At 70.0% G+C, this 18,755-nt stretch carries 14 protein-coding genes and 2 pseudogenes; 7 read left to right on the plus strand and 9 right to left on the minus strand.

The genetic code is table 11. The features are described 5' to 3' along the window. Positions 1-205 precede the first annotated feature (205 nt). On the minus strand, positions 206-565 hold the full coding sequence (locus tag ACFY2L_RS13290) for a DUF2809 domain-containing protein (protein WP_390657140.1): 360 nt from the start codon (positions 563-565) through the stop codon (positions 206-208). A 165-nt stretch (positions 566-730) separates the two neighbouring features. After that, positions 731-1,753, minus strand: a complete 1,023-nt coding sequence (locus ACFY2L_RS13295; RefSeq protein ID WP_390822327.1) for an LD-carboxypeptidase — start codon at positions 1,751-1,753, stop codon at positions 731-733. 583 nt (positions 1,754-2,336) lie between these two features. Here ACFY2L_RS13295 and ACFY2L_RS13300 point away from each other — a divergent pair. The 4 genes from ACFY2L_RS13300 to ACFY2L_RS13315 all read left to right on the plus strand — a co-directional run bounded on the left by ACFY2L_RS13300 (position 2,337) and on the right by ACFY2L_RS13315 (position 9,720). After that, a complete protein-coding gene (locus ACFY2L_RS13300) occupies positions 2,337-2,999 on the plus strand; it encodes a hypothetical protein (protein WP_390657066.1) in 663 nt (220 codons plus the stop codon). 141 nt (positions 3,000-3,140) lie between these two features. Further along, on the plus strand, positions 3,141-3,404 hold the full coding sequence (locus ACFY2L_RS13305; protein WP_390657067.1) for a hypothetical protein: 264 nt from the start codon (positions 3,141-3,143) through the stop codon (positions 3,402-3,404). A 684-nt stretch (positions 3,405-4,088) separates the two neighbouring features. Further along, positions 4,089-6,686, plus strand: a complete 2,598-nt coding sequence (locus ACFY2L_RS13310; RefSeq protein WP_390657141.1) for a SpoIIE family protein phosphatase — start codon at positions 4,089-4,091, stop codon at positions 6,684-6,686. A 232-nt stretch (positions 6,687-6,918) separates the two neighbouring features. Then, complete coding sequence (locus ACFY2L_RS13315; protein WP_390822328.1) at positions 6,919-9,720, plus strand: BTAD domain-containing putative transcriptional regulator; 2,802 nt, start codon at positions 6,919-6,921, stop codon at positions 9,718-9,720. A 124-nt stretch (positions 9,721-9,844) separates the two neighbouring features. Here the strand turns inward: ACFY2L_RS13315 and ACFY2L_RS13320 are convergent, their stop codons facing one another. The 4 genes from ACFY2L_RS13320 to ACFY2L_RS13335 all read right to left on the minus strand — a co-directional run bounded on the left by ACFY2L_RS13320 (position 9,845) and on the right by ACFY2L_RS13335 (position 13,159). Then, the gene (locus ACFY2L_RS13320) at positions 9,845-10,183 is read right to left on the minus strand and encodes a hypothetical protein (protein WP_390657070.1); all 339 of its coding nucleotides are present in this window, start codon (positions 10,181-10,183) and stop codon (positions 9,845-9,847) included. Between the two features lie 212 nt (positions 10,184-10,395). After that, positions 10,396-11,271 carry an NAD-dependent protein deacetylase of SIR2 family gene (locus ACFY2L_RS13325; RefSeq protein WP_390822330.1) on the minus strand — a complete coding sequence of 292 codons (876 nt, stop codon included), beginning with the start codon at positions 11,269-11,271 and terminating at the stop codon, positions 10,396-10,398. Further along, positions 11,268-12,203 (minus strand): protein-ADP-ribose hydrolase, encoded by a 936-nt coding sequence (locus ACFY2L_RS13330; protein WP_390822332.1) that lies wholly within the window; start codon positions 12,201-12,203, stop codon positions 11,268-11,270. Before ACFY2L_RS13330 ends, ACFY2L_RS13325 begins: the two co-directional genes overlap by 4 nt. Before the next feature lie 194 nt (positions 12,204-12,397). Next, positions 12,398-13,159 carry a nuclear transport factor 2 family protein gene (locus ACFY2L_RS13335; protein WP_390822333.1) on the minus strand — a complete coding sequence of 254 codons (762 nt, stop codon included), beginning with the start codon at positions 13,157-13,159 and terminating at the stop codon, positions 12,398-12,400. A gap of 286 nt (positions 13,160-13,445) precedes the next feature. Here ACFY2L_RS13335 and ACFY2L_RS13340 point away from each other — a divergent pair. Continuing rightward, positions 13,446-13,718 (plus strand): annotated as a pseudogene (locus tag ACFY2L_RS13340) (AraC family transcriptional regulator); the annotation flags it as partial. A gap of 594 nt (positions 13,719-14,312) precedes the next feature. On the opposite strand, the gene ACFY2L_RS13345 reads toward ACFY2L_RS13340, so the two are convergent. Then, a complete protein-coding gene (locus tag ACFY2L_RS13345; RefSeq protein ID WP_390822334.1) occupies positions 14,313-16,694 on the minus strand; it encodes a tetratricopeptide repeat protein in 2,382 nt (793 codons plus the stop codon). A gap of 303 nt (positions 16,695-16,997) precedes the next feature. Between ACFY2L_RS13345 and ACFY2L_RS13350 the strand changes: the two genes are divergently transcribed. Both ACFY2L_RS13350 and ACFY2L_RS13355 read left to right on the plus strand, forming a co-directional pair. Beyond that, positions 16,998-17,168 (plus strand): hypothetical protein, encoded by a 171-nt coding sequence (locus ACFY2L_RS13350; protein ID WP_390822335.1) that lies wholly within the window; start codon positions 16,998-17,000, stop codon positions 17,166-17,168. Between the two features lie 80 nt (positions 17,169-17,248). Continuing rightward, positions 17,249-17,617, plus strand: coding sequence for a hypothetical protein (locus ACFY2L_RS13355; RefSeq protein ID WP_390822336.1), 369 nt, complete (start codon positions 17,249-17,251; stop codon positions 17,615-17,617). A gap of 201 nt (positions 17,618-17,818) precedes the next feature. Here ACFY2L_RS13355 and ACFY2L_RS13360 read toward each other — a convergent pair whose 3' ends face one another. Beyond that, on the minus strand, positions 17,819-18,124 hold the full coding sequence (locus ACFY2L_RS13360; RefSeq protein WP_390822337.1) for a zinc-ribbon domain-containing protein: 306 nt from the start codon (positions 18,122-18,124) through the stop codon (positions 17,819-17,821). Between the two features lie 354 nt (positions 18,125-18,478). Beyond that, a pseudogene (locus tag ACFY2L_RS13365) lies at positions 18,479-18,598 on the minus strand (diadenosine tetraphosphate hydrolase); the annotation flags it as partial. Between the last annotated feature and the right edge of the window lie 157 nt (positions 18,599-18,755).

Below are 18,755 nucleotides of genomic sequence, written 5' to 3' on the forward strand. Positions count from 1 at the left end.
GAGATGTGCGGCCCTGACCGCACCCGGCGCGGACGGGGCGGTGCCGGAGATCGTCAGGAAGCCGAGGGCGTTCCCTCGCGGGCTGCGAGGCCCCTCGCGACGCGAGCACGGAGCTGCGGAAACCGAGCGGAACCGCCCAGTCGGCGGAGAGCCCCGGGCAACCCCGGCAGGGCCTGTCGCCGCCCTTCTCACCAGCTGGCCGGCATCAACGGGGCCCTGTACGCCGACGTGACGGATCGGCGCCCACCACGGTGTGGACGAGCCAGCCCGCTGCCGCGCCGACTGCGTACCAGAACAGGTCGGGTGGGTTGAAGGTGGAACCGAGCACGAGGCGGGCGACGGCGCTGCGCTGGGAGAGCTCCTCCGTCACCTCGCTGAGCTGCAGGAACTCGATCCCCCAACTGACAGCCAGCGCGCTTCCGGCGGCCGTCAGGGGCGTCACTCTCGGAGCCGCCAGAACCACAAGGGTGAGAAGCAGGACGGTGTACAGCGCGTCTCCGCCGTACTTGCCCAGGCTTCCCGAGGCCACCGCCCGGAGTCCCAGCCCTGCGCCGACGGTCACCATCGCGGCCCCGGCGGCCGCCAGACGGATCCGTGCCGGTGCGACGGCACGGTCATCGAGCTCTTTCAAGTGGCCCCCGAGCGGGTGACGGTCACCCGATGATCAATCGGCATCCGCCCGACCAGCAGTGTGGACAGGCCTTGTGAAGGACTCACGGATCCGCGTTGCTCAGCCGCCCGGTCCGGTCACCGTGAGCGGCCGTACCGCTGGTTCGAGCAGTGACAGTGTCCGCTGCTGCGCGTCGAGGGCGACGCGGATGCCGACCGGCATCGGCAGGTTCGGGCCGGCGTGTCCGACCTCGACGTTGCCCAGGACCGGGATGTCACGGTCGCCGAGGACGTCGAGGACTATCTCTCGCAGGGTCGGGGACGCGTCGGGCGTGTCGAGTCCGTCGATCGCGGCCGGGACGCCCACGACCATGCCGGCGATTCGATCGAGGATGCCGGCGTGCCGCAGAACCTGCAGATAGCTCCACACATGCGAGGCTTGGCCGCCCGACTCCTCCCAGAACAGCACCGCGCCGTCGAACCGTTCGAGCGGCAGCGCGTAGGGCGTCGCCTGCGCCAGCACGATGCGATTGATCACCCCACCGATCAGCCGGCCTTCGGCACGACCGGCACGCCAGCACTCCCACGAGGGACTGGCAGGCAGCGCACCGATCGCCTCCGTACCGGTCAGCAGCGTCGCGTAGAGCTTCTCCAGCACCGCCCGGCGCGCCGCGGGCGCGGCCTGCCAGTGCCCGCCGAGTCCGGAAGTGGCCGAATCGGCATGGAACCCGACCAGACCCGTACGCGCGTGGAGCACCAGATGCAGCAGCGAGATGTCGCTGTAGCCGAGGATCGGCTTGGGGTCGGCGGTGATCGCCTCGACGTCGATCAGGTCGAGGTAACCGAGCACCGTCTGGCCGCCGTCATGCGCGATGATCGCGCGTACTTCAGGATCACGCAGAAGAGCATTGAATTCCCCGGCGATCTCCGCCGGCGTCGCCGCACTCCACCAGCGCTGTCGCCCTGCTTCGAGGAGCGGTGCACGACGCACGCGGAATCCCATCCGTTCCAGCACGACCACCGCCTGCTCGAGGTCGGGCTCGTAAGCGGCATGGAGCGGCCCGGACAGCGATGCGACAACGACGAGATCTCCGGGCCTCAGGGCGCGAGGTCGAAGCAGCCGAGGCAGTGCGGATTCGATCACCGACGCAGTATCCCGACACCCTGAGCAACACGCGACACATTTACCGATCGACCGCAGAGCCGAGAGGTGGTGCTCTCTCCTCGCTTACGCAGTACGAGTGAATGTGCAGGTTGTTGAGTTCGGGGCAGGTGGCGATTCTTCTACGGTCTCTGAATGGATCTGTGGCCTGCAGGAAAGGCCCTGCGGGCGGGGGACCGGTGGAAAGGCGCACCTGATGTCGGGGTTGGGGAAGTCGCCGGACGTGCTCAGGGGCCGGGCGGGCCGCTGCCATCGGACCGGGGCGTGGGCCTGGGGCGCGGCCGGCGTGGCCTGTCTCGTGGGAGCAGCGCTGACTTTCGGCGGGCCGTGGGGGGCTGGGAGCGTGGCGGGGCGGATGGTGGCTTTCGGGCCGTCCATCGGTTGCTGGGTGGTGGCGGCCTCCCTCGCGCTTCGTGCGTGGGGGGCGAGTGGACGGGTGCGGATGCGTCTGCTGCTGTTGGGGGGTTCGGCGGTAGCCGGGGGTGTGTACCGGGGGGCGGTCAGCGTACTGTCGGCGCACCCTCAAGGTTCGGGACGGGACGGGCGATCGCTGCTCGGTTCGGTGGTGTTCACCGGAGTGACGCTGGCGGTCGGCCTGGGGATGGCCGGTCTGGTGGTCGCGGCGGATGCCGGCACAGGGCGGCACGTGCTGCTGCGGCGCGTACTTGACGGGGTCGTCATGGCCGGGGCCGTGTTCATGACGGGATGGGTACTGCTGCGGGGGGCCAGTGACGGCTGGCGGCTGGGGACGGGGATGGTCGGTGTCCTGTGGACCGCGGAGGTCGTGTTCCTCAGTTTTCTGTTCGCCCTGCGCCGTCTCGTACGAAGCGACCAGAGAGTCACCTTGTGGGTGGGGATCGTCGGGCTGTCCCTCATCCTGATCGGCGACACCCTGCGACTGTGGACGGTCGGCCCGCACAGTCCCGAGGTGATGACCTGGCAGCTGGTCGACGCCTGCACCACGGCGGGCCTGCTGGTGGTCGCTGTCGGCCCCTGGGTGCCCGGCGGGGCGAGCGTCCTGGGCACTGCCCAGCCGACGTTGCGATGGGGGATGGAGGGTGCGGCGGCGTTCATTCCCCTGACGGTCTGCACGGTCACCGCGCTGGGATATGTGCTGGCCCCTCCTGCCCGTGACCCGGTGCCGCTGTTGGCCGGTGGGATGGCGCTGCTGAGTCTGTGGGCACGCCAGACGTTCCTGCCGAGCGAGCACCCCAGAAGCGACGACTGAGTCCGCGAGCGGCTGCGTGGGAGTGCCTGCCTCGACAAGGGGTGCTCGGCTCGTGGATGACCTACCGGCGGCGGTCAGGAACCGTTGACACCCGGGGTGTGGTGCGCCTCCGCGCCCGGTCCTCGGCCTCGGTCGTGGTCGGTGCTGGTCCCGCTGATACCGGTGGTCACCTCGGCGATCTTCATGATCTTCCCGCTGAGCCGGTGGGACCGGCCGGTGCTGGAGGACGGGGGCTTGGGACCGCCGGCGCAATGGGACGAGTTCCTCAGCTACCTGGCCGTGTACGTCGGTGCCATCACGGTTCTGCCGTGGCTGCTCGGCTACGCCATCACCCGCCTGCTGCGCTTCGTACGGGCACGCCGACGCGGCCGCATTCCGGCTGTGCCGGGATCGCCGCCGCCTTGATCTGTTACTGCAGGCCGGCGAGCCGGCGGCAGGAAGGGGCAGTCCCAAACGAGATGACCTCCAGCCGTCGTGCCCCTTCCTCCAGGGGTAGCCGTAGTGGTCCAAGCGCTTCCGTTCGCCGATGACGAGAAGGCCCAGCGGTCGACCGCCCAGAACGCCCGCTTGACCGCGCCCATCACCACGCTCCCCAGGTCGCCGATCTTCTTGCTGCGGCTGGGGCGATCGCAGAGGTCCGCGATCAGTGCAGTCACGGGATGGGTGGTGAGTGAGCGAAGCCCTTCACAGTCGCCGGTGTCAGAGCGGCCCCAGCTTGGCCAGGTCGAAGTGCTGGGGGGGCCGCAGCACACCACGACCGGCCCCGTGAGGCGGAACCGACTCGCGGCCCGGATGGCCGACCGGCGAGAGGATCGCGGCTTGGCGTCCAGGAGGTCGACGGGGTTGCCTCCGGTGATTTTCCTGTCCGCCTGCACCGCGTCCACCGGCTGCGTTCCGCGATTTCAGTGACTGATGTGGTGGCAGAGGTGACGGAGTGTCGGCGGGCCCGGGTGGCTGGAAGGTAGGCCCGTGACTAAGCGGGGTGACCAATGCTAGAAAGGCCGGATGGAAGACCGTTTTGCCCGGGTTCGACATCCGTCGCGGCTATGGTCACTGATGCGGAAGAACACGCGAAGCGTTGCGGGGCAGATGTTCCTCATGCAGGTGACACTGGTGGTGCTGCTCGTGGCATTCGCCGTCTTCGCTCTTGTCCTGCAGTCACAGCGGCACACCAGCGCCGAGGCCAAACGGAGATCCATAGCCGTCGCGCAGACATTCGCGCATTCCCCAGGCGTGCTGACCGCACTGCAAGCCCCCGATCCCTCGAAAGTCCTGCAGCCGCTGACCGAAGCGGGACGCAAGTCCGCGGGCGTCGACTTCGTCGTGGTCATGGACACGAAAGGGATCCGCTTCACCCATCCCCTGCCGGACCGGATCGGGAAGCGGTTCGTAGGCAAGATCGAGCCGTCGCTGGCGGGGAGGGTCTATACCGAGAGCGTGCACGGTCCCCTCGGTCACGAAGTCCAGGCGACCGTGCCCATCCGGAACACCCGGGGCCAGGTCGTGGCCCTCGTCTCCGCCGGGCTGAAAGTCAAGAACGTGACCGGTCTGGTGGAGCGGCAAATACCGATCATCTTGACCGCCGGGGCGGGCGCACTCGTGGCGGCCACCGCCGCCACGGTGCTGGTGAGCAGGCGGCTGCGACGGCAGACCCACAGCCTGGCCCCGAACGAGATGACCCGCATGTACGAGCACCACGACGCAGTGCTGCACTCCGTGCGCGAAGGGGTGCTCATCGTCAATGACGAGGGGCGTCTGCTGCTGGCGAACGACGAGGCCAGGCGGCTCCTGGAACTGCCCCCGGACGCGGAGGGGCAGCATGTGTCCCAGATGCCGACCCTCGAACCGGAGATGATGTCGTTGCTCAGCTCCGGCCGCGAGGCCACAGACGAGGTACATCTGGCCGGACCGCGGCTGCTGGTGGTCAACCAGAGGCTCACGGATTGCGGCGGCGGCCCCAAGGGCACCGTTGCCACACTGCGCGATTCCACGGAGCTGCGGGCGGTGTCCGGCAGGGCCGAGATCACGGGTGAGCGGCTGAAGCTCCTCTACGACGCCGGACTGAGCATCGGCACCACCCTGGACGTGATCCAGACGGCCGACGAACTCGCCCGGATCGCCGTGCCTCGCTTCGCCGACTTCGTCACCGTGGACCTGGCCGACGCCGTACTGCACGGCGAGGAACCGGCGACCACGGCGAAGGGAATGAGACGCGTCGCCGTATGCGGCATCCGCGACGACCAGCCGCTCTACGAGAAGGGCCGGCTGATCGACTTCCTGCCCTCCACGCCCCAGGCGCGCGGCTACGGCAGCGGCCGCTCGGAACTGGTGACCGACCTGTCGACCGCGACGGGCTGGCATCTGCAGGACCCGGAGCGTACCGAACAGATAGTGGACTACGGCATCCATTCGCTGATAACGGCTCCGATCCAGGCCCGCGGTGTCGTGCTGGGCATGGTCAACTTCTGGCGTTCCGAGGAGCACGACCCCTTCGACCAGGAGGAGCTCTCGCTGGCGGAGGAACTGGTGGCTCGTGCCGCGGTCAGCATCGACAACGCCCGCCGGTACACACGCGAGCACGCGCTGGCGGTCACCCTCCAGCGCAGCCTGCTGCCGCGAGGCCTGCCCGAGCAGAGCGCCCTCGACGTCGGCTACCGGTACCTCCCGGCCCAGTCGGGGGTCAGCGGGGACTGGTTCGACGTGATCCCCCTGCCGGGCAGCCGCGTGGCGCTGGTCGTCGGTGACGTCGTCGGCCACGGCCTGCACGCCGCCGCCACCATGGGACGGCTGCGGACCGCGGTGCACAACTTCTCCACGCTCGATCTGCCGCCCGATGAACTGCTGAGTCATCTGGACGACCTGGTCGGGCGCATCGACCAGGACGAGGCGGGCACGGACAACCCTGCCGCCGTCGTGGGCGCCACCTGCCTGTACGCGATCTACGACCCCACGACGCGCCGCTGCGCCATGGCACGGGCGGGACACCTGGCTCCCGCGCTGGTCCAGCCCGACGGAAGCGTCACCTTTCCGGACCTGCCGCCCGGTCCGCCCCTGGGTCTCGGCGGCATGCCCTTCCAGGCCGCCGAGCTGGAGATCGCCGAAGGCTCCCAGCTCGTCCTGTACACCGACGGTCTCATCGAGGACCGGACCCGCGACCTCGACGAAGGAATGGAACTCCTGCGCAAGGCCCTGGCGGGTCACCCTGAGCGCGCGCCGGACGAGAGCTGCCAGGCCGTCCTGGGATCGCTGCTGGCCGAGCGCCCCACGGACGACGTGGCTCTGCTCATCGCCCGTACCCATGCGCTCCCGCCGGATCGGATCGCCGAGTGGGACGTGCCCCCCGATCCCGCTGCCGTCGCCGGGGTGCGCGCCGCGGCGACCGACAAGCTCGACGAGTGGGGGCTGTCCGAACTGGGCTTCAGCATGGAACTCGCGCTGAGCGAGCTCGTCACCAACGCCGTCCGCTACGGCAGCGAGCCGATCCACATGCGGCTGATCTACGACCGCATGCTGATCTGCGAGGTGGCTGACGGCAGCAGTACCTCGCCCCATCTGCGGTACGCAGCGACGACCGACGAAGGCGGCCGGGGCCTGTTCCTGGTGTCGCAGGTGACCGAGCGCTGGGGAACCCGGTACACGCCCCAGGGCAAGGTGATCTGGGCCGAGCAGGCGCTACCGAAAGCCTGAGCCGTAAGGGTGCCCCGGTGTGATCCGTACCCGCTGCCCGGCGCCCGCGAGCGCACCCCGGCCTTCGGTGCGGACCCGCCGCTGGACCCCGCCGCCCGCGTTCCCCGATCAGATACGCCCGGCCACCGGCGGCTTTTCGGTCAACCACCCCCAAATGCCGGGCGGTTGACGAACCGCCGCGTCACAGTGGTCTGAAACGATCACCGGGAAGCGGCTTTCGGAGCGGGATGCGGTGAGGACACAGTTCGCGGTACTCGGCGAGATCGAAGCGTGCGTGGACGGCAGGCCGGTCGACCTCGGGCATCTGCGGCAGCGGTCCGTGCTGTCCGCACTGCTCGTCGACGCCAACCACACCGTCTCGATCGACCGGCTCGGCGACCGGATCTGGGGCGAGCGGCCGCCCCAACGCTGGCGCCCCACGCTCTACAGCTACATCTCCCGCCTGCGCCAGGCCCTGGGGCCGGCCGGCAGTGACGACGTCCGTATCCGCCGTGAACCCAGTGGCTACCAACTCGCCTGTGACACCTCGGCCGTGGACCTGCACCGGTTCCGCGACCTCGTCGCGCAGGCCCGCCACACCCAGGACGACGACCGCGCAGCCGCCCTGCTCGACGAAGCCCTCCACCTGTGGCGGGGTCCCGCCTTCAGCGCCCTGGACACGCCCTGGTTCACCGCACTGCGCGAGACCCTCCACCACGAACGCTTCACCGCCGAACTCGACCGCAACGACATCGCCCTGCGCCACGGTCACCACGCGCACATCCTCGCCGACCTCACCACACGCGCCGCGGCACACCCCCTCGACGAACGTCTGGCCGGCCAGCTCATGCTCGCCCTGCACCAATCGGGCCGCCCAGCAGACGCGTTACGGCACTACCAACACACACGCCGGACCCTCGCCGAGGAGCTGGGCATCGATCCCGGCCCGCAGCTGCGGCAGTTGCACCAGCGCATCCTCGCCGCCGACGCGTCCCTCGCCGCCCCGGTCCGAGCGTCCACCGGACCCTCTTCCCCGGTGCCACGACAACTACCGGCCCCACCAGCGCTGTTCACAGGGCGCGACGAGGAGTTGGAGCAGCTCGGCAAGTCTCTCGGGGAGGGGCCGGACCGTACCGTGGCGATCACGGTGATCTGCGGTCCAGGAGGCGTCGGCAAGAGCTGGCTGGCCGCGCACTGGGCCAACCGGAACACACAGCGGTTTCCTGACGGGCAGCTGTACGTCAACCTGTTCGGCTTCGATCCCCGTACGCCTCCCCTGCCCTCGCACGTGGCCCTGCGCGGGTTCCTGGAAGCCCTGGGCGTCGCACCCGACCGCGTGCCCACCGACCTCGGGGCACAGTCCGCCCTCTACCGGAGCCTGCTGGCGGACCGGCACATGCTGATCCTCCTGGACGATGCCCGCGACGCCGAACAGGTACGCCCGCTGCTGCCCGGCAGTACCTCCTGCACCGTCCTCATCACCAGCCGCAACCGCCTGTCCGCCCTGATGGCCGCGCACGGCGCCCGCCTGCTGCCGCTGGACGTCCTCGGTTCGGCGGAGGCGCACGCACTGCTCGTGGGCCGCCTGGGTGCCGAGCGCATCTCCACCGAGCCCGAAGCCGTCGCCACTCTGGTGGAGCACTGCGCTGGTCTGCCGCTCGCCCTCGGCATCGTGGCCGCCCGCGCCGCCATGCACCCCGACTTCCAGCTCGCCGTCCTCGCCGAGGAACTGGTCCGGGCCGCCGACCGTCTCACCGCCCTCGACCCCGGTGACCTGACGGTGAACGTGCGCGCCGTCTTCGCCGCCTCCCACCGGGCCCTCACCCCTTCCGCCGGCCGTCTGTTCTCCCTCCTGGGCCTGGCGCGAGGCCCGGACCTCGGCCTGGCGGCGGCCGCCGGCCTGGCAGGACTCCCGCCAGCCCGGACTCGGGTGCTGCTGGCCGAGCTGGAGGGCGCGCACATCGTGCGGCAGCACCGTCCGGGGCGGTACCGGATGCACGACCTCGTCCGCCTGTACGCCGCCGAACTCGCCGACGGCATTCCCTCCGAGGAGGCCGTATCCGCCCAGGTCCGGCTGCTGGACCACTATCTGCACAGCGCCTTCGCCGCCAACCTGCTGCTGGACGGCCCGTACACACCCTTCCGGCCCGAACCGGAAGTGCCTGCCCCCGGCAGCCGCCCCGTCACACCCGACGACACCGCGGCGGCGCTCCGGTGGTTCCATGACGAGCACGACTGTCTGCTGGCCGCCCAGTCGCAGGCCGCTGCCCTCGGGCGCCACCGGGTCGTGTGGCAGTTGGCGTGGACCCTCATCTCCTACCACCTGGGCGGCCACCGTCTGCAGGAGTACGTCACCGTGTGGCAAGCCGCCCTGGCCGCGGCCGAGTGCGACGGCGACAACCCCGCCGCCAGGACACTCGCGCACTGGCGCCTGGGATTCGCCAGCGCCCGCGCCGGCGACCACGCGCAGGCCCTCGACCATCTGCACCATGCCCTCACCCTGGCCGAGCGCGGCAACGACGTCGCCGGACAAGCCCACATCTACCGCACTCTGGGACGGGTCTGGGAGGAGCAGGGAGACGACGCGCGCGCTCTTGACCACGCGATGCACGCTCTGCGCCTGTACCAGGAGGTGGACCAGCCTCTCTGGCAGGCGAACCAGCTCAACGCGGTCGGCTGGATGCACGCGCAGCTGGGGCTCTACGCGGAAGCCCGCACCCACTGCGAGCAGGCCCTCGCCCTCTTCCGCGCGGAAGGCCTCCCGGCACACGGCGCCTCGACCCTGGACAGTCTGGGCTATATCGCCCACCACACGGGCCGGTACCGTGACGCCCTGGACCACTACGCGCAGGCCCTGGAGCTGTTCCGGGAGGTCGACGACACCGCCAACGAGGCCGACACCCTCGTCAACGCCGGCGACGCCCACCGAGCCCTTCACCAGTACGCGCACGCGCGCACCGCCTGGCAGCGGGCTCTCGAGCTGTACCGGTCCCAGGACCGCACCGCCGAGGCCGAGGACTTGCGCGACCGGCTGGAGTCGCTCGGGGAGGAGTAGACGAGGAGAACGCCCGCGCCAGCCCTCGGGGTGCCGGGGTGCCGGGGTGCCGGGGTGCCGGGGTACCGGGCGGGCTGCCCCCCGCGCCCGCCCGGTACCCTTCCCCCCGCTCCCCCGTGGCCGGTCAGTACCAGGCGCTGCACCCGCTGTTGCAGACCCGGACGTGGAACTTGGCGACGTCGCGGAAGCCTCCGCTGGTCCTCCCTCCGGGGTCGGTGACGGTCTGCACGTAGCCGTCGTAGTAGGCCTGCGCATACACGCGGGAGGAGGCCCCGCTCACCGAGAAGGTGCCGTGGTACAGCCCGCCGCCCTGCGCGTAGTAGTACTTGCACACGTAGGCGGAGCCGCCTCCCGGGGCGCTCATGGTCTTGCAGCCGCCGGCCGCTTCGGCCGTCCCCGGCATGACCATGAGACCGGTTGCCGCAGCACCGGCGGCCAGCAGCATGGAAAGCGTTCGCTTCATGGAGGATTCCCTTCTCGACGCCGTTGCACGAGGCGGGCGAGGGCCGTGCGCCTTCGCCGGTAACCACACTGGGGGCCGAACCGTGGGGGAACCTTGCCCCGAACTTGAATCCGCTGGTGGCAGCTGTTTTCGCGCCGCCGTGGCCCTGTGCGGGGGCCGGTGGTCATGGTCGCCTCCGGGGGCGCCGCCTGAAGCGGACCGGCCTCGCCGTCTCAAGGGCCGGCGGGTGCCGGGTGCGGCACGGTGAGTGCGTCGAGCAGCTGGTCGGCCCCGACCGGGACGGACAAGGTCCGGCCGGCGAGGTCGGCGGGGGTTTCGGGGTGCGTGGGGTTGACGCGGACCAGGCGTGTGTGGGGGATCCGGCGGGTGAGGTGTTCGCCGGGCCATCGGATGACGCCAGGGGTGTTGAATCCGGCGCCGAGTTCGAGAATCAGCAGGCGGGTCCCGGCGGGGGCGGTTCCCAGCCAGTCCTGGAGGCGGCGGCCCGCGGGGAGATGGGGGGCGTCGACGAACTCGGGGCCGATGCGGACGTTGATCTCGATCTCGCCGCCGCAGTTCGGGCAGCCGGGCAGGGGAGTGGTGACGGCGCCGGTGGCGGGGTCGTACGCGGCGAGGAGGTGTGCCACGAGGGGGCGGCTGTCCCAGGTGGTCGGCGTGCAGGGGGTGGTGCACTGGTAGCGGCCGTAGTCGCCCTGCGGGGTGAAGATCCGGTCGGGGGCGAAGCCGTTGCGGGCGAAGAGGGCGTCCACGTTGGACGTCATCACCCAGTGGTCCCTGTCGCCGACGAAGGACCTGAGCCGCTGATAGAGGGGGTTGGGTTCCGGGGAGAAGCGGATGTCGTCGATGTGGACGGCCCAGTAGCCCCATCGCACGGCGGGCGGCAGGGGGACGCCGACGAGGTAGCGGGAGCGCAGGCCGATCCGGTGCAGGGCGGGGAAGAGTTCCCGGAAGCGGTCTTCGTCGCCGTAGTCGTATCCGGCGGCGGCGCTGAGCCCGGCCCCGGCGGTGATCAGGACGCGGTCGGCCTCGCCGAGCCAGGTGCGTATCGTTGCGGTGGCGGCTTCCAGGCCGAGGGCGGGCTGGTTCATCGCGGCGGGGTCCTTTCGGTCAGTGCCTGGACGTAGGCGGCGCGGTCGTCGTCCGCGTACACGTTGAAGATCACGCGGTCGAGCCGTCCGGGGTGCAGGTCCAGCCATTCGGCCACGGCGTTCAGGGCGGTGCGGGCGGCGGATGTCCTGGGGTAGCCGAAGACGCCGGTGCTGATGCCGCAGAACGCGACGCTGCGTATGCCGCCCACCTCGGCGGCGAGGTCGAGGCAGGCACGGTACGAGGCCGCCAGCGCCTGCCGGTGCCGCGGGAGGACGGGGCCGTCGACGATCGGGCCCACGGTGTGCAGGACGTAGCGGGCGGGCAGGTGATAGCCGCGGGTGATCTTGGCGGTGCCGGTCGGCTCCGGGTGACCCTGCAAGGACATGATCGCGTGGCAGTCGGTGCGCAGGCGGGGCCCGGCCGCGGCGTGGAGGGCGTTGTCGATGCACGGGTGCACCGGCCTGAAGCAGCCGAGCAGGGCACTGTTGGCGGCGTTCACGACGGCGTCCGCGCCGAGGGTGGTGAGGTCGCCCTGCCACAGCACCGTACGGTCGGCGGCCCGGTACGCGGCGTGGGGAAGCATGTCGCGGACGGTGGGCAGCGAGGCCGCGTCGGTGGTGTCGCGTGCCAGGCGTTCGCCGGCCAGGAGCGCGTCCAGGACGCGGGCGGTCCCGTCGGGCAGCGGGTCCGGTTGCCGGACCGTCAGCACGGCGCGCAGGAGTCGCCGGGCGGAGTCGTCGTCGATCCGGTCCGCTGCGCCGGGGCGCAGTCCGGCCCTCACTGCCGCAGGGTCGTCGCCCAGCAGGCCGAGTGCCTCGCGGACCAGGCCGGCGGGCCGGTCGTCCAGGGCGTGGCCGAGGCGGGGCCGGAACGGCTCGTCCAAGGCGATGGCGGCGCGGTAGGCGGCGAGCGGCAGCGGGGTCGGGTCCACGGTGATCCTCCGGGGCAGTTGGCGCGTGACGGGCCGAGGGCGGGACAGGGCTGCCGAACGGCCCGCCGCGGTGCCCTCACCCGCAGACTGGTGGGGGCACGGTGGCTGCTGAGGACCCCTCAGACGGGTTCGAGGGTTCCGGTGTGCGGTCCGGCGACCCGTTCGTCGTCCGTCTCGTAGGTCAGGAGCGCGCTTCAGAACAGGCCGTTGTCGTGGGGCAGTTCGGCCGGGACGGGTGTGATGACGTCCCAGTGCTCGACGATCCTGCCGCCCTGGACGCGGAAGAGGTCGTAGTAGGCGACGGGGACGCCGAACTCGCCCTCGGACTGGAGCAGGACGAATTCTCCCTCGGCGATGACCTTGTGGACGGTCTTGTAGACGAGGTTCTTGCCCTGCTCGGCCCACTTCGCGGCGGCGGCGCCGAAGCCGTCGAGGCCGTCGGCGGCCTCCGGGTTGTGCTGGTGGTACGTCTCGGTGGAGATGTAGTCGGTGAGCACCGAGTAGTCGGCGCCGACCAGGACCTTCTGTGCGAACTCGGCGACCAGGACCCGGTTGGCCTCGGTCTCCCCGGGGGCGGTGACCTCGGTGGGGCCGTCGGTCTGCGAGCGCCCGGAGGCGGTGTCGGCGACCAGCGGAGTCAGGGCGTCCCAGTGCTCGGCGAGCTTGCCGTCGGCGTCGACGCGGAACACGTCGAAGGCGACCAGCGGGTCGGGCCCGAAGCCGTGGTACGTGCCGTGCAGCGCGACCAGGTCGCCGTCGGCGATCACCCGGGCGCCCTCGTACCGGAAGCCCTCCGGCAGACCGGCGACAAGCCTGCGCAGGGCCTCGGGGCCGTCGGCGGCCAGGGCGCTGTGCTGGGTGTAGCCGGCGGCGACCCAGCGGTCCACGGCGCTCGGGTCCTTCTGGCCGAACAGTTCGCCGGCTGCGGTCAGGACGGTGTTCCTGGCGTCGTTCATGACGGTTCTCCTCGCAAAAGCAGTTCGTGGGTGGGCACTTGGGGGATGGTCGTGGTCAGCCGCTGGTCGCGCGCGGAGGTCAGGGTGGAGGCTGTGGAGGCCGGGCTCGCCGGCCGCACCCCGGTGGCCTCGGCGTCGGACGGGCTGCGGCCGTCGACGCATCTCCTCTCTCACCGATCCCTCGCCGCTCACTTACCGCTTTCCGACACCGCTTGATGCCGGAGGGGCTGACAGGTCCAAGGTAAACTCGCTGAACAGGCTGAATCGGACACGTTGGCGACTGGTGATGGTCAAAAAACGACACGATGCCGACCGAAGGATCCCGGAGATCTCCTTCGCGGCGCCCGCCGGGACCCCCGCCGGCGTCGAGGTGCTGTCCCTCGCCGACCTGCGCCACCGCGTTTCCGGCGAGCGGCTCACGACCCCCCGGCGCCCGGACTTCCACCACCTGGTCACCCTCACCGGCGGAACCCTCCGGCACGCGGTCGACTTCACCGCCTACGCCCTCGAACCCGGCTCATGGCTGTGGGTCCGCCCCGGACAGGTGCAGCAGTGGGGATGGGCAGACAGCCAGGAACACGAGCACAAGAATCACTGGAAGACGGCCACCTACCGTGCCTTGTCACTGAGTACGTGGTTCTGCTCCGGCGGCTTCATCCCGACTTCGTAAGGCCTTCGGGCGGCCTCTGCACGGCTGTGCAAGCACCTTGCACAAGCGGTACTTGAGATCCTCAAGGCCGGGACGCCATCGGATGGACCACGAGACGGGTGCGTCCGTAGTGCAGGAGCCCTCCGCCCCGGTGGGGGCGAGACCGATGACAGGGTCGGTGAGAGCGGCATCGAAGCCTTCGGGGTGGGAGTCGGAGTCCCTACAACGCCGGGATCTGCCTGGAACGCGCACCGTATGCCGCCAATCCATCTGGCGGACGCGCTGCAGTTCATGTGTGATCGGCACGTCCTCGCGAAGCTGCGATCCGTCGCCGACCGGCCAGCGCCCGGAATCGGCCGCCCGGGGCTGGGTGGAACTCACGCCGAACGGTGGCCTCTGGCCCGACGCCGCGCCCCGAGCCTTGCCCTCAGTGGCCGGCCTGGCCACGTTCGCGATGCCCGTGGGCTGAACTCCGACGCCAGTCCGTCGCACCGTGCGCGTCCGTCATGGGTCAGCCACAGCGTCGACCTCGTCGAAGATGCGTTGCAGGGCTTCGACAGCACGGTGGTGCCCGGCTTGCGAGAGTTCGCCGGCTACTGCCTTGACCATGAATGCTTCGCCGGCGTCGATGGCCTTGCGCGCGAGGGCAGTTCCCAGGGCGAGGGTGTTCGGCTGCCGCAGCCGATGCAACAGCAGCAGCTGAAGTGGCTGCATGGTGCGGCCGTGGTCGCGGGCGGTGAAGGCAAGGTCGTCGGCCTCGGTGTGTTCACCGTGCTTTTCGGCCCGCATCATGGGGCCGGTGGTCTCACCTGCCTCGATCGCCTCCGCGTACAGGCGGCGGGCCCCTTCGATGTCACCCTCCTCGAGGTGCAGCCGGATCAGGTCCTGGTAGCAGTCCACGAGCCCGGCGTCGATCGCCTTGCGGAAGTAGATCTTGGCCTGCGAGAGATTGCCTGCCCACTCGAAGCGGTAGGCGAGCCTGGAGTACGCGTAGATGTCCCCGCTCTGTGCGGGCCGTGCGATCCTTTCGGTCCACTCGGCGGCCTCATCGAACAGCCCGTCCTCGGCCAGCAGGAACACCAGCGCCTGCATGGCGTCGTCCTCGCCGGCTTCCGCGCCCTGCCGGAACCACCGCTCGGCCTCCGTCCGCTGGCCCCTCGCGAGGCGATGGCGTCCGACTTGCACGAAGGCATCCGTGTCGCCCTGGTCTGCGAGCTCACGCCAGACAGCCGCGGCTCGCTCGGGTTCGCCGAGTCGTTCGAGGCAGTGGGCTTCCTTACGCCGGTAGACGTAGCGCATGAAGGCATTGCGCTGGAGCTCCCCGGATGCCCGCTCGTCGCCGATCTTGGCCAGGGCGTTTTCCGCACGGGCCTTGTCGGCTTCCTGTCCCAGCACATAGGCGGAGGCGCGGTCGTGCAGGCGGAGGAGGTCCGTACCGTCCGAGACCGAAGCGGACACGCGAACACGTCCTTGCTCGTACGCGGATTGGGCCAGGGCCTGGCGGTCCCCGTCGGTGTGAGCGTGGGCCAGGGCGGCTTTCCAGAACGTCGTGGGCGGGCACTTGTGGCGGAGCTCGTAGCGTCCGAGTTCGAAGAGGTAGTCGGACAGCCGGTAGAGCGGCTGGTCCGGCTCGGGCGTGCCGGGGCGGGCTCGGATCAGGGTCAGGGGGCCGGGGACGCCCCGGCAGGGGGCGGAAAGGTACTTCAGGGCGGTCTCAAGCCACCCGGGGGGAGCGTGTTCGTTCCACGTATGGTCAGGGGCGAGGGTGTACGCGGTGGCTTCCAGCGCGCCTGCGGGCAGGGCCAGGCCGTGGCCGAGGCGGCGCAGATGCACCGCGGCGGTGATGAGGTACCGGGCCATCGGCGAGGCCCGCTCGACGCGCTTCAGGAGTGCAGGCACGCCTGCGAGGTACTGGGTGAGCTGTCCGTCATCGGCGAAGGCGGCCTCGGCGATGCGTGGGTCGGTCTGTGCTGCTAGGGCCAGGGCTTCGGGTTCGCAGACGAACTGGTCTGGGATCCGCGCGCTGACGCCGGCTCCTGTGAGCAGAGCCCGGGCCTGGGGGTGGGTGTCGTGGGGCGCAGCCGAGGTGGCGGTGAGGCGCGCCCAGTCGTCTAGGTGGGTGGTGGCGAACGCCAGGATGGGGCCGCGACCGGGGGTACGCAGCAGTTCACGCAAGAGCGCAGCGACCCGCTCGCCGAGGGCCGGGTCACAGGTGAGCAGATAGTGGTGGATCTCGTTGAGCCAGAGCAAGGTGCGGGGCCCGACCTGTTGCAGGCCTGCGAGGGCCGCATCAGTGTGGTTCGGCTCGATCGGGTGCCACAACCGCCAGTCGTCGGGGAGGAGTTGGACGGCCTCCCAGCATGCACGGGTCTTGCCGGTGGAGGAACCGCCGATCAAGGTCACCAGGGTGCTGCGGCCCTGCCGGGCGTCAAACACCGACGCCCGCAGGAGCGCGTCGTGTTCGCGCTCCACATACACCGGCAGCACTGGTAGCGGGCTGGTTTCGTCATCGCCCAGGGCTTCGATCGCCCGTTGGACCTCCAGGGCGAAGGGGTCACGCACATCCCGGACCGGCCACCCGGGCAGCTCACGGGTCTCCAATACCGTCTGGCCCTGGGACTGTTCCGCGGCCGCGTGCTCGCGACTGTTCGGGGCTTGCCGGCGGGCCGACCCATCGCTTGCTGTTGTCTCCCGCGCACGTGACCACAGCGCGCGCCACACCTTCCTGTCGGCTTCCGCCGCTTCTGGCGGTCGGTTGCCATAGGCGGACTCGTTCAGCGCCTCCACGTATGCCCACAGGTGTTCGAACTCGTGGGCTGGCGCGCCGGAGAGCACCCAGTCACTGACTGTCGCGTCCGAGAGCTTCGCGCCGGACCTCTTCTCCACTCTCCGGATGACCGCTGCGCGGCTCTTCGTGGGACTGCGCGGGACGACGCCGGCCCTCTGCTCCAGCGCCTCCAACTCCCTAGACAGAGCTTCCTTGCCCGGGTGCGTGATCCCCACCCTGTTCCGCCTCTTCTCCCTGCACAGTTTCCGGTGTCTCCGGTCGCCGGAGACCGCACACTACCGCTGACCTGCCGGGCAGCGCCCGAAGTCGTGCGATTCCGGTTTCCCTGTCGCCGAGTTGGATCCAGACAGTCTCCTTCTCGTGCCGCGAACGACGCGGCACGTTAGAAAAGGAGTTCGTCCGTGGATCCCATCTCGATCTGGCTGATCGCCGTCCTAGGAGTGGTCCTGGCGGTGGCCGTCGCAGCTGTGCTGGTGGTGCGGCTGGCCATGCGCGGCACCGCCTCCCACCACCGCGCTGCGGTCCTCACCGCTGCGGCCGACGTCATCCGTGCCGTCCGCGGTCGACGGTGAACGGCACGGCCCGATCGGCGCGGTCACGAGTTGAGGTTCAGCCGCCCGTTCGGCAGCCTCACCGGCGCCGTGTCCTGTGGTTGTGTCGTACGCACCGCAGATCTGCGACCATCACCACTGACCTCAAGACCCTGCGCCAGGGATGCCGAGCTGCTCGAAGCGAGCTGGACCATCTGCTGGCAGCTGTCGCCGAGGCGAGGGAAGGACGCGAGGCGGTCACCGGAGAACAGCTGGCCAGCGCGAATCTACGCCAGCTCCGCACCGAGATCGTCACGCCCAAAGGGCAGGCCGAGGGCAGCACGGACGATCTGCTCGAATTCACGGAAGACGTCCGCCGCGCCCTGCACACAGAAGCCCAGAACCGTCCATCAGCAACAATCCACCGCACTGAGGTCCGCCTGCAACTTCCTCGCAATGATGCCCACAACGACCGCGACGCGACCGCCTGAAACCCTCACAGGCCCACATCCGGGACCCGACGTTAATCCGGTGAACCTCACCCGGCCGACCCCGGCTCACTGGGTACGGGCTGTCCCGAAGAGGTCCTCGGGACAGTCCTTGGGGCGGCCCATGGGCGGCGCGGAAAACGATCAGCCGGCAGGCACCTTCTCTCTCGAAGCCGTCGCAGGAGCTGGAGGTGTCCGCCCCGATCAGGTTCCGGGGTGCCAGCAGGGCTGCTGTGGATGCTGCGGCTGCGCGTGCGCCTCACTACCGAGAGGATCTGCGGGCTGTGCCAGCGACTGCTCGACCCACTCCTTGGGCACCGCTTGTCCCATCCCGCAGAATGTGCACTGAAGTGCATAACTCCTCGAGACGGGGAACAGTGGCACGAAGAACAGCGTGAACTTGGTGACATACTTCGTGACCATGTGCGCGGCCGGGGTGTCGCAGTGACGACACGTCAGCATGAGTATCGCGAGCTGGCACGAATATACGCTGGTGTCGAAGATGATCACGAGTGGAGTCCTTTGAAGTGGGGCGGAGAAGGGGCTGGAATGCGCTGGAATGAGGCGGTGGGCGTCCGCTCTCTGCGTTCCGTGCGGTGATTCCATTACGCCTCCGGTGAGGGCCTGGGTCATGACCCGGCCTCTCGTGGCTTGACAAACCCGTGACGAAGACCGGCGCAGGCCGTTCCGGGCCGGGTGACCGGAGCGTCACGGTGTGTGCAGCCACAGTCCTCGGACGTCCATCGAACCTTCGACGGCGCGCGATCAAGATTCAGCGGCCCAGGACAGGAAGCGTGGAGTCCGTGCCTGGCACTGGTTTTGTCGCCAACCGATGGGGCGAAGCACAGCGCGGACCGGTTCACAGTACCCGGGCAGGTGCTGGATGTCGCCGATGACCGCCCACCCGGTGCGCATACGGGCCAGGACGGTCGGATTCTCCCCCCGCTCGGCAGACCCGATCCGGTCGTTCCTCCAGTGCGTCATGTCTCCTGCCTATCAGCTGCCGATGCCCCGGGTGCCGGAGCAGGGCCGGCCTTACGCAGGCTCGCGCATCGGCGACACCGACCTCGGGCTGGTGGCAGGGGCGAACCCGGGAGACCGGGGGCGCCGCCGATCCCGGACGCCCTCCGTACCCTGGGAG

This window comes from Streptomyces sp. NPDC001381, from assembly GCF_042895685.1.
Classification (GTDB): domain Bacteria; phylum Actinomycetota; class Actinomycetes; order Streptomycetales; family Streptomycetaceae; genus Streptomyces.

Excerpts from the sequence above, each read along its gene's own strand:
- ACFY2L_RS13320 (WP_390657070.1), bottom strand. The coding sequence starts at position 10,183 with ATGAAGCGAACGCTTTCCATGCTGCTGGCCGCCGGTGCTGCGGCAACC.
- ACFY2L_RS13310 (WP_390657141.1), top strand. The coding sequence starts at position 4,089 with ATGTTCCTCATGCAGGTGACACTGGTGGTGCTGCTCGTGGCATTCGCC.
- ACFY2L_RS13290 (WP_390657140.1), bottom strand. The coding sequence starts at position 565 with ATGGTGACCGTCGGCGCAGGGCTGGGACTCCGGGCGGTGGCCTCGGGA.
- ACFY2L_RS13325 (WP_390822330.1), bottom strand. The coding sequence starts at position 11,271 with ATGAACCAGCCCGCCCTCGGCCTGGAAGCCGCCACCGCAACGATACGC.
- ACFY2L_RS13335 (WP_390822333.1), bottom strand. The coding sequence starts at position 13,159 with ATGAACGACGCCAGGAACACCGTCCTGACCGCAGCCGGCGAACTGTTC.